General features: G+C 54.2%; 10 protein-coding genes and 1 pseudogene. All 11 read right to left on the bottom strand.

What is annotated here, in order from left to right:
* Window positions 1-281 (bottom strand): annotated as a pseudogene (locus tag VGP75_RS08720) (ATPase); the annotation flags it as partial.
* A 124-nt stretch (window positions 282-405) separates the two neighbouring features.
* A complete protein-coding gene (locus tag VGP75_RS08715) occupies window positions 406-891 on the bottom strand; it encodes a prepilin peptidase (protein WP_327543285.1) in 486 nt (161 codons plus the stop codon).
* 12 nt (window positions 892-903) lie between these two features.
* Window positions 904-1,758 (bottom strand): tetratricopeptide repeat protein, encoded by an 855-nt coding sequence (locus tag VGP75_RS08710; RefSeq protein ID WP_327543284.1) that lies wholly within the window; start codon window positions 1,756-1,758, stop codon window positions 904-906.
* A gap of 27 nt (window positions 1,759-1,785) precedes the next feature.
* Window positions 1,786-2,349: a tetratricopeptide repeat protein gene (locus VGP75_RS08705; RefSeq protein ID WP_327543283.1), complete on the bottom strand. Its 564-nt coding sequence runs from the start codon at window positions 2,347-2,349 to the stop codon at window positions 1,786-1,788.
* A 14-nt stretch (window positions 2,350-2,363) separates the two neighbouring features.
* Window positions 2,364-3,332: a type II secretion system F family protein gene (locus VGP75_RS08700; protein WP_327543282.1), complete on the bottom strand. Its 969-nt coding sequence runs from the start codon at window positions 3,330-3,332 to the stop codon at window positions 2,364-2,366.
* A gap of 10 nt (window positions 3,333-3,342) precedes the next feature.
* Window positions 3,343-4,308, bottom strand: a complete 966-nt coding sequence (locus VGP75_RS08695) for a type II secretion system F family protein (protein ID WP_327543281.1) — start codon at window positions 4,306-4,308, stop codon at window positions 3,343-3,345.
* 5 nt (window positions 4,309-4,313) lie between these two features.
* Window positions 4,314-5,774 (bottom strand): TadA family conjugal transfer-associated ATPase, encoded by a 1,461-nt coding sequence (locus VGP75_RS08690; RefSeq protein WP_327543280.1) that lies wholly within the window; start codon window positions 5,772-5,774, stop codon window positions 4,314-4,316.
* Between the two features lie 11 nt (window positions 5,775-5,785).
* Window positions 5,786-7,030 carry a CpaE/TadZ family protein gene (locus VGP75_RS08685; RefSeq protein WP_327543279.1) on the bottom strand — a complete coding sequence of 415 codons (1,245 nt, stop codon included), beginning with the start codon at window positions 7,028-7,030 and terminating at the stop codon, window positions 5,786-5,788.
* Window positions 7,031-7,286: 256 nt separating this feature from the next.
* Complete coding sequence (locus VGP75_RS08680) at window positions 7,287-7,931, bottom strand: OmpA family protein (RefSeq protein ID WP_327543278.1); 645 nt, start codon at window positions 7,929-7,931, stop codon at window positions 7,287-7,289.
* Window positions 7,932-7,946: 15 nt separating this feature from the next.
* The gene (locus tag VGP75_RS08675) at window positions 7,947-9,377 is read right to left on the bottom strand and encodes a type II and III secretion system protein family protein (RefSeq protein WP_327543277.1); all 1,431 of its coding nucleotides are present in this window, start codon (window positions 9,375-9,377) and stop codon (window positions 7,947-7,949) included.
* A 224-nt stretch (window positions 9,378-9,601) separates the two neighbouring features.
* Window positions 9,602-10,407 (bottom strand): Flp pilus assembly protein CpaB (gene cpaB, locus VGP75_RS08670; RefSeq protein WP_327543276.1); only part of this gene is annotated, 806 nt, incomplete at its 5' end.

Raw genomic sequence — 10,407 nt, 5'->3', positions numbered from 1 at the left:
GCGCGGCCTGCGTCGGTCAGCTGATAGCCCATTTCGTTTCCGCTATTGGCGTTCAGTGTGCCTGTTGCTTCCAGCAAAAGCTGACCACGCGCCATATCGACAAGTTCCTGCGTGACAGGGATCGGGAGACAGATTGCGCGGCTGATTGTCGAGACCAGATCAAGGTTCATGCGGAACATCGTCTTGATCAAAATATCGCGCATCATCGCCATTGGCAAAAGCATGGCTTCGAGGCTGCGCGGCGCCGGGGGCGCCATTACACCGTTTGTTTGCACATTCATATCAGGTCCCGCCCATCAAAATCATATCCTGGCCGCAGACTCAGCGGCAGTTTCCGACGAGTGTAGTGGAAACTATGGCAAAATAGTGGATAAACATGTGCCTGTCCAAGGCATTGACTGAGTTTCAGAGATAAACTGCAGCGAGCACAAGATATAGTACAAGCGTCATGCTTAACGGGAAGCCCTTCGGGAAATACCGACCGGCATTCCAACTTTTCCACCCTGCGACAGGCCGTTTGAGCGGTGTCAGGCGAAACAATGTGTGCACAACCAATGCCGCCAAAAGGCTGGCTGCGAAAACACGTAAGATCACGTCGATATCTGACATGACAAAGAAGGGGGCCATCGCAGCGATGAGTTTGGCGTCTCCGCCGCCCATGACACGCAGGGCCCAAAGCGACATACAGACCACCAAGGCGACGGGAAAATGCAGCCATTGCCACAGGTACATTTCCCATCCAAAGGCAAAAGGCCCGAGCACCGCGTAAACGACAAGCATGACAGCCACCGTTTTATTGGTGATCTTCATGTCACGCATGTCGTTCCATGAAATGAACAATGCCAGCGGAATGACGGCTGGAAGAAACCAGAAGGCTGCGTTGGCTGTCATTCCTGATCGCGCCTAGTTGCCAGTGTTGTTTTCGAGAGCTTCCAAAGCGCGGGCGGCTTCTTCGAAATATTGGGGGTGCGTATTGATCGCGTCATTCAACAGCGATTTGCCGATCGTGATGTCGTTTTGCTTGATCGCGGCAAGTGCCATTGTGTGCATCAACTGCGCGCGCTCGGTCTGGGTCATCGGGATAACAGGGATCGCATAGTTCCGCTGTGCACCACGGGCCAACACAAGGTTGTTCTTGGCGGTGAACATGTTGCTATTGAAACGTAGCGCGTCACCAAAAAGGCGCTCGGCGGCGGCAAAGTCACCCCGTGTCAGCTTGGAGAAACCCCAGTTGTTGTAAACTGTCGCAGGGCGTGTCGTTAGCCCCACTGCTGTCTCATAAAAACTGTCTGCCTTCTCCCATTGCTGGCGGCTATCTGCGACCATTGCCTCAAGCCGGTAACGCTGGAATGTCTCATAAGTCGGGGGCACGGTATTGAGCGTCGCCGCCGCTTCGTCCCACTGGTTTGCGCGGATGAATGCATCGGCCAGTTCAACGCGGTCGGTGTTCGTCGCATCTTCGTTTGCGACAACAGCCTGCCATGCTGTGATAGCCTCTGTCGGTCGCTTGGCGCGGATCAGTGACTTTGCCAAGCCGCGCTGTAGGTCGATCCGTCCGGGGTCATTAGCGTTGGCGTTGGCGAAATAGCGCACCGCCTCATCAGGGTCTCCGACCGTCAGCATCACATCGTTGAGGTTGGTTTCGTCGACAACGTTGATATCTTGCATGGCACGTTCGACCTGTGCCTCGCCGGATTGATCACACGCGGACAACCCGATGGTTGCCGCAAAAAGCGTCAGTATAATTGGGTGGCGCATTTTTCTGCGTCCTCTTGCTGCTCTTGCCTATAGTGGTTCCGACATCAATACAAAGTCACCTGCACCGCGCCGGATCAGATTGAAGTTCTGATATTCTTGTTCATCAGTATTGATCGGATTTTCCAATTTTGCGAGTGCTAAGCGCAAATTGTCGCGGATTTCATCCGAATTTCCGTTATCCGCGGCAAATGCGCGACGGAAAACCTCGCTTGCTTCGCTGACATTGCCCCTTTCCATCAAGATGACACCCAGGTTGTTCCAGGCAGGCGGGAATGTCGGGTCTTCTTCAACAGCGCGGCGCAGCCAGCGTTCGGCCTGTCCCAAACGCCCCAGATTAAGGTTGGCCGAACCGATAGCGGACATCGTATCGACATTCAGGCCCTGCTGTGCGGCAGCACGGTTATAGGCTTTCAGAGCAAGTTCATATTCACCCGCCGCCATGAGGCGGTGGCCAACGATCAGGCCATCTGCACTTTCACCACGGGCGACACCGGGCGCAAATACGCCATCCGGAGAACGATTAAGGCCGCCTGTCGCGCAGGCGGCCAAAGATAGCATTACGAGGCCAATACCAAGCGGCCGTAGCTTCATGGCGGGTTAGCCTCCTAGCCTAGGTTGACGGCGATCGCATAGATTGAGGGGCCAATCAGCATTGCCATCAGCGGCGGCACGGTCAGCATCATGGTTGCAAGCGTCATTTTTGTTGGCAGCTTGTTGGCTTTTTCTTCGGCGCGCATCACGCGTTTGTCGCGCATCTCTGCGGAATAGACACGTAGCGCGTCAGCGATGGACGTACCAAACTGCGAAGATTGCACCAGCACAGTAACAAAGCTGGCAATATCCGGAACGCCGCAGCGATCGGACATATCCTTGAGAACCGTGTTTTTGTCTTTACCGGCTTTAGATTCTTGGCTCACAATCTCGAACTCGTCAGCCAGATCAGGGAAGCCGGATTTCAGCTCGCGTGCAACGCGGATGATGGACTGATCCAACGATTGGCCCGCTTCGACGCAGACAAGCATCATATCAAGACTGTCAGGGAACGCGTTTATGATAGCTTCCTGGCGCATTTGCTGGCGACGTGTCACCCAGTATTTTGGCATGACGTAACCGAAACCGCCAGGAATCAAGATCCACATCGCGAGTTGCTGGGTCGTGGCTTCGACGCCTGTTGTCATCTGGAGGAGTGTATAAGCGCCACCGCAGATGAGACCAAAGATCCCCAAGGCGAATTGCAGAAAGTTGTAAATTCGAACCGAGTTCTTGCCACGGTAACCTGCCTGCAGCAATTTCAGTTTGATTGCAGAGTATTCGTCAGCGTTTTGCGGTTCGAGAAAGTTTGCGTATTTCTCAAGCTTGTCTTTACCAGAGGCCGAGCGCAGTTGCTTGCCTTTACCCTTTTTTCCGGCGTCGGGCGACGTGTTCGCCGCCTTGATCCGGTCAAGAGGGTCAACTTCGCGCTTCAGCAAGACAGGGAGTGTCACCAGAATAAGAAACACGCCAAGCAAACCGACAATCATCAAAGGACCGTATGGCCCCAGCATGTCGGTGATCAGTGTTTGGATATTTTCCATCCGGGCCCCCTCAGACCTTAATATTAACCAAGGCCCGCATCACAATGAGGTTCACCACGAGGAATGCAACCACGATGAGAACAGCGGGAATGAAAAGCGGACTTGTCATGACTTCATCATAATAGTCGGGTTTGACAAGGTTGATACCAAGCAGTGCCAAAATCGGGAAAGCAGAAAGCAAGTTACCGGACCATTTCGCCTCAGCCGTGATCGCGGCAACGCGGCGGAACAGGCGAAAGCGTGCGCGGATCACCTTGGCCAGACCGTCCAGAATCTCGGCAAGGTTACCACCTGACGTTTGCTGGATCGTCACTGCAACCGCCAGAAAGCGCATGTCCTGATTGTCGAGCCGTTCCGCCATTGCCTTGAGCGTTTCACCCATATCGCGACCATAGGCGGCCTCGTCTGAAATCATGCCCATTTCAGTGCCTAACGGGTCAGGCACTTCGCGCGCAACAATGGCGACGGCGGATGAAAACGGATGACCCACGCGTAGCGAACGCACCATCAGTTCAACTGCTTCCGGCAGTTGCTCTGCAAGCATGTTCATACGCTTGTTGGCCTTGCTGTTCACCCAGACGTAAACACTCCCGATCCCCATCAAAACCGCAACAAGTGCGCGGATTGGGACGCCGACTTCTGTCATGACAGTCAAAAGAGCAAATGACACACCGCTCAGAACAACCATCATCAGCATCAACTGAACCGGTGTGAATGCGATATTGGCCTTTTGTGCGCGATCAGCCAGCAAAGAGTAAATAGGAATACTCTGCGACTTCATGTGCTGGGTCATCTCCTTGCGGAGTTGGTCCAGCACCTGTTCGCGACTTCCACCCTTGTCGAGCATATCCAGACGGCGGTTCACCTTGCCGTCCATGCTTATCGACTTGCCAAAAATGACAAGGTAGGCACCCTGAACCAGCGCCAGAACGGCGACAAAAATCAGGACATAGATAAGTGGTTCGACTGAAATCATGTCGTTTACTCCGCGACCATCGGTTCAAAGATGGCAGGTGGTAGATCATAACCCCAAAGCTTGAAGCGCTCGGAGAAGTGGCTGCGGACACCGGTCGCTGTGAAGTGACCGATGATTTTGTTGTCAGGTGTAAGGCCCACACGCTGATACCGGAAGATTTCCTGCATCGAGATAACGTCGCCTTCCATACCAGTGATCTCGGTGATGGAAGTCATGCGCCGCGAACCATCCTGCAAGCGTGAGGCCTGCACGATCAGGTTCACAGCCGAAGAAATCTGGCTGCGCATCGCTTTGATCGGCATTTCGATACCGGCCATCGCGATCATGTTTTCCAGACGTGACACACCATCGCGCGCGCTGTTGGCGTGGATCGTGGTCATAGATCCATCGTGGCCGGTGTTCATCGCCTGCAGCATGTCGATCACTTCTTCGCCACGCGTCTCACCGACGATGATGCGGTCGGGGCGCATCCGCAGGGCGTTTTTCAGACAGTCACGCTGGGAAACACCGCCCTTGCCTTCCACGTTGGGAGGACGGCTTTCCATGCGGCCGACGTGCGTTTGCTGCAGCTGCAGTTCCGCCGTATCCTCGATTGTCAGGATCCGTTCTGCGTCGTCGATAAAGCCGGACAGCGCGTTTAGTGTTGTGGTTTTACCCGAACCCGTACCACCGGAAACGATAATGTTGAGGCGGGTGGACACTGCCGCCTGAAGATAAGCTGCCATCTCCTCGGTAAAGGCACCGAACTTGACAAGCTCTTCGATACCAAGCTTGTCCTTTTTGAACTTACGAATGGAAACAAGCGAGCCATCCACCGCAATCGGTGGAACCATCGCGTTGAAACGCGAGCCATCGGCAAGACGAGCGTCAACATAGGGGTTGGATTCATCGACGCGGCGGCCGACCGCAGACACGATCTTGTCGATAATCCGCAACAGGTGCCGTTCGTCCTTGAACGTAATGTCTGTCAGCTCCAGTCGTCCGTCACGTTCCACAAAGATCTGTTGCGGGCCGTTGACCAGAATATCGTTCACCGTTTCGTCTTTGAGCAGTGTTTCCAGCGGACCAAGACCAGTCACTTCGAAGAAGAGATCCTGGCTCAGGGTCTGGCGCTCATCACGGTTCAGCACGATCCCCATTTCTTCAAGGGTTTCGTTGGCGATCGCGTTGATTTCTGTGCGCAACTCCTGTTCGGAGGCGGTTTCAAGTGCGGCAAGGTTCAGGTTGTCAAGCAGGGCCTTGTGAAGCTCCAGTTTGATCTCACCCAAACGCTCCTTCCGGCGCTTTTCCTTGTCCATCGGGGCCACTTCACCCGGGCGTCTTGCCTGGGTTGTTTTGTGCATCGGCCTGCGCCCGTCATCTGGCTTTGCAACAGGAACCGTTGCAACGTCAACCTTGGAAGGGGCGGTTGGCGTGACCGCGGCAGCATCTTTTGGTAGAGTTGGTTTTTTATATTTGGAAAACATAGCGTTACCTCTCAAGCATTCGCTTCGGCTGTATCTGCTTGGTTGACATCATGGATCGACTTCGCGAGCTTCATAATTTCTTTGCGCAGGGCATTTTTCGGCACGGTTTCAGCCATCGGTGCGCCGTGATCGGCCGCCTGCACAACAGGTTTGCCGCCATCGGGCAGTTGGACCTCAATAGAAATGCCAAGATTGTCGGAAAGGCGCTTCACACGGCTTTTTCCATTCATATCGGCAAACCCGGGCGCGCGGTTCAGCAAAAAGCGGATCTTCTCGAACGGCAAATCTTCGGACTGCAACGCGCGCTTGAGGCGCAGTGTATTCTGCGCGGAGCGCATATCAAGCTCAATCATCGCGAAATAGACATGTGCCATTTCAAGTACGGTCTGGGACCATTCAACCATCGTTGAAGGCATATCAATGATGACATAGTCAAAGTTGCTGGCGGCCATCTGGATCACGCGCGTGATGTCGTCTGGCGTGATCATGTCGAGCGGAATCATGTCCATCGGCGCTGTCAGCACATGCAGCTTATCGCCATAGGTGAGCGTCGCCTGCATGAACGTTTCCGCATCCATCGTTGCGGTGTCGGTCAGCAGTTCAAGAACAGTTTCGCGTCGGGGCAGGTCAAGATATGTCGAGGCTGAGCCGAACTGAAAGTCGAGGTCGAGCAGGCAGACCTTTGGCGGGTCCTTCTTGTCGATGTTCGATAGCTCCCAGGCAAGATTGACAGCCAGCATGGTGGCGCCGGTCCCGCCTGCGAGACCATGAATAGGGATGATGACCCCCGAACGGTCACCGCTGACCTGAAACCCTTTTTCACCGCTTTGCGGTGCGGGTGTTTCCTGCTTGGTCAGCACACGTTCGATTGCGCGGGCCAATTCATTTTCAGGAAGAGGGTAGGGGACAAATTCGTCGCCGCCTTCGCGCAAAAGCTGGTGCAACGCGGTTGGGCTGACATCTTCTGCGATAAGGATCACTTTCACCGAAGCCGCTTTGGCGGTCGCTATGACCTCGGAGATTATTGAAAGATTGTCTTCGTCCTCGGCATCCATGGCGAGTGTGACAAACTGCAGACCCCGTGCTTCTGGCTGACCGAGGAATGTGATGGCATCCTCAAAACTGAGGTCACCCCATGCATCGCCCAATGCCGCTTCCATGTCTTCGATTAAAAGATCAAAGTTCTGTACGTCACGACTGATCGTACACGCCACGATTTGTGGCGGATCGCTTTGGACAACCGGGCTTGTACTCATCTTCTTGATGTCCCCATCACTTTAATTTCACTCAAAATCACCAGCCAGTAGTAAGACTCACCTACCATACCGGCTAGGTTTGCCTAAACCATGGCAATAAAACCAACTTCTGGTCCAATCATTACTGGGAAATTTGTCGATAATAGGACCAAATCAGCTCGACTGTGCAGATATTTGCGACGATTTGCAATTCTTTGGTCAAATGTTGACGCCGGATAAAGAATCCGGCGTCAACGAAGCGCGTGGGCGCATGTTTTTATAGGCCGTCTGTCGCAGTCGTTGTTGCCGGAGTGGCACTTGCGACATATTCGCGGAAGATCACCGCGGCGTATTTGCCGTTCAGAAGCATTGGATCGTTTTCAACGAATCCTGTAACTTCTGTGACCGTGCGACGGTTACGACGCTCGCGGCCTTCGGTCACAACAAGCGGCTGTGTTTCACCAAACGATACGACAGCTTCCAGTCGGCTACGATCAATCCCTTGCGACGCCAGGAACGAGACGACGGTTTGTGCCCGGCGCAAGCCAAGTGACTGGTTATAGCTCTGGCTACCAACAAGGTCAGTATGGCCGTAGACTTTGAAGCGGACTTCTGGGAACTGACGGATCCAATCTGCCTGTCGCATCAGCGTTGCCCGCGCATCGGCGTCCAGAACTGTCGAGTCGAATGCAAAGTTAATCGTCGTGTTCACATCGGCCGCAAAACGACGCGCAAGATTGATCGTGTAATCCTGTGCACCTGTCTGAACCAGCCGGTTGTTCATCGTGGCTTCGCCAAAATCACCAGAGTCGATGGTTGACCCTGCCTCAGTAAAGAACGAAGCGGCTGCGATTTGCCTGTCAGCGGATGAGCAGGCGCCCAGTGTTGCGGCCGCGATGGCTGCTGTAATCATATATTTCATCGACTTACGCTCCAATCATTCGTCAAGGACATAGCCGTAGGACCCGCTAAAGTCCTGGCGTGCCACTTCGCCTGCACCACCTGTAGATGGACCACCTGTCCGGGCCACTTGGCCGAATAGGAAGAGCCCTTGCTCGGTGGGTGGGCGCACACGATCCGTTGGCAAGGCCAACGCTTCGCCCCGTGTCGGTGAGACAAGGTGTGGCGTCACGATAATCACCAGCTCTGTCTGGCGACGCGAGAATTCAGCGCTTCTGAACAATGCGCCAAGGACAGGAATATCCCCGATCCATGGAACCTGACCGTTCAAGTCGTTGAAGTCATCTGAGAGCAGCCCGGCAATTGCAAAGCTTTCGCCATCACGCATTTCAACCGTGGTCGATGTTTCGCGGCGGCTGAAAGCATCGACAGAGAAGCCGTTTGCCTGAAAACCGCTGGAAGGATCAATCGCCGATACCGCAGCACTAAGTTCCAGATTGATGATGTCGCCATCAATCACGCGTGGAATAAAGCTAAGCTCGACACCGAACGGCTTATATTCAATCGAGATCGTTCCGCCGTCATTCGAAGATGGGACCGGATATTCACCACCGGCAAGGAATGTCGCTTCCTGCCCGCTGAGCGCTGTCAGGTTTGGCTCTGCCAAAGACCGTACAACACCCCGTGTTTCCAAGGCTTCAAGCAGGATACCTACTTCGAGGCTACCTGCACCAAACCCAAAGACAAACGCGCCGTTGTTCGAGTTTGAAGCGGGAACAGTGTTGGCGAGCGCTCCGTTGATTGCGGCTTGGCCAACTGTGCGGTTTGTACCGCCGGTAATGCCAACATCGTCACCGAAGCCCAGACCGCTTAGGGAAAGCGAAGAAGACAGCGCTTTGCTGACCGAACGCTGCATCTCTGCAAAACGTACTTTCAGCATCACCTGCTGTGTACCACCGACGGTCATCAGGTTCGATACGCGTTCGGGTGCGTAGCGTTCCGCAAGATCAAGTGCGCGATCAAGACGCGCAATCGAGCTCACTGTGCCAGAGAGAACAATACCGTCGTTCGCGGTGCGAACCTCGATGTTTTCGCCGGGCAGAATTTGCGTCAGACGCTCTTTGAATTCTGCCATATCAGGGGAAACATGCACTTCGACGTTCGTAATCAGGCGCCCGTTCTCACCCAGAAGGGTTAGCGTGGTGCGCCCGGGTTCTTTACCCAGAACGTAGATTGTGCGGTCCGACAAAGACGAAATATCCGCAATGCCAGGGTTCGCAATTGAAAGTTCAGTGAAGGGTACATCGCTCTCCACGACAACGGCCCGACTCATCGGAACGCTTAGTGCGCTGGACGCCGCGCCGCGCAGAACGCGCAACGTTTCGGCCGGTGCAATACTCGGTGCTGCCGCAGTTAGCGACAACGTTAAGCCAGCAATAGCTGCCTTTAAGAATTTGTCATATTTCATAAGTGACCTGCCTCTCCGATCACGCCTCGTTTTAACGGGTCTTCCCGCCCATGATGATGCGACCATGAGGCACAACCATATTTATTGCAATAATCAAGGTGTTGGAGGGCGGAGCGAATGTGGGTTAAACGCAACACTTGCTAGGCCGTGTGTATGTTCTTGCTCCCCACACAAGATTTAGCGGGGCACAAGATAGATATCGTCAAGTTAGAGAATTGCCCAAATTAGTTGGCGCATTCAACCTCGACCTGAATGCGTTCGGTGCCACTGCGCTGGGTGACAAAGCAGCGTTCATCCTCGACGATCTCTGGCTCCGGTGCACGCACCTCTTCCACAATTCCAAGTACATCACGGATGTTGGTTTCAATCGTTGTATCACCGGGTTCGATATCGTTACGGCCCACCGGCGTGAGTGAAAGTGTTCCTGCTGACTGGAGCACTTGCAGATCTGCAAAGTCTTCCTGCGACACCTGGAGAATTACGCCAGTACCTCGGCCGCGGCCATCCGCTTCACCCATCGCAATAATCTCAAGCTGGCTTTTCACCAAGCGCGAAATATTTTGCCCACGATTCACGCTACCAACCCAATAAAGGTCGATGAGATCAGAAGTTCGTAGATCGCCTGCGAAGGCTTGGGTCATGTTATTTGGCAGCGGAAAGGCCCGCATTCCGGGATCAAGCAGCGCGGTAATACCCTGAGGTGCCCCGGCCTCTGTCACTTTGGCGTTCAAGATCGGTTCGTTCGCTTGCATAGGGATGCGGACCACGCGCGGCACGTTCAGGCCGTCCGGGAACAGTGCTTCCTCGGTCTCAAACACGCCTTCGGGCAAATAATCGCGCGCATATTTGATGACTTTTATATCATCTATTGTCAGCAGGTCACCATATGTCAGCGACCGCGAGGGCGCGTAGATGTCCACGGTCCGAATTGCAGTTGCAGACCTCTGGCGTTCGCGCTCCAATTGGGATGCTTGCGTTTCCATATACTGGTTCACCATATAAACGGCGAAACCGGCAAGCCCCATCCCGA

Origin of the sequence: Yoonia sp., assembly GCF_036007805.1 — a bacterium.
Classification (GTDB): domain Bacteria; phylum Pseudomonadota; class Alphaproteobacteria; order Rhodobacterales; family Rhodobacteraceae; genus Yoonia.
Note: the sequence above shows the minus strand (reverse complement) of the source record. Positions and strands in the feature narration are given on the sequence as shown.

Bases quoted from the DNA above. Each gene is read 5' to 3' on its own strand.
- VGP75_RS08710 (WP_327543284.1), bottom strand. From the start codon at position 1,758: ATGCGCCACCCAATTATACTGACGCTTTTTGCGGCAACCATCGGGTTG.
- VGP75_RS08695 (WP_327543281.1), bottom strand. From the start codon at position 4,308: ATGATTTCAGTCGAACCACTTATCTATGTCCTGATTTTTGTCGCCGTT.
- VGP75_RS08700 (WP_327543282.1), bottom strand. From the start codon at position 3,332: ATGGAAAATATCCAAACACTGATCACCGACATGCTGGGGCCATACGGT.
- VGP75_RS08680 (WP_327543278.1), bottom strand. From the start codon at position 7,931: ATGAAATATATGATTACAGCAGCCATCGCGGCCGCAACACTGGGCGCC.
- VGP75_RS08690 (WP_327543280.1), bottom strand. From the start codon at position 5,774: ATGTTTTCCAAATATAAAAAACCAACTCTACCAAAAGATGCTGCCGCG.
- VGP75_RS08705 (WP_327543283.1), bottom strand. From the start codon at position 2,349: ATGAAGCTACGGCCGCTTGGTATTGGCCTCGTAATGCTATCTTTGGCC.
- VGP75_RS08685 (WP_327543279.1), bottom strand. From the start codon at position 7,030: ATGAGTACAAGCCCGGTTGTCCAAAGCGATCCGCCACAAATCGTGGCG.
- VGP75_RS08675 (WP_327543277.1), bottom strand. From the start codon at position 9,377: ATGAAATATGACAAATTCTTAAAGGCAGCTATTGCTGGCTTAACGTTG.
- VGP75_RS08715 (WP_327543285.1), bottom strand. From the start codon at position 891: ATGACAGCCAACGCAGCCTTCTGGTTTCTTCCAGCCGTCATTCCGCTG.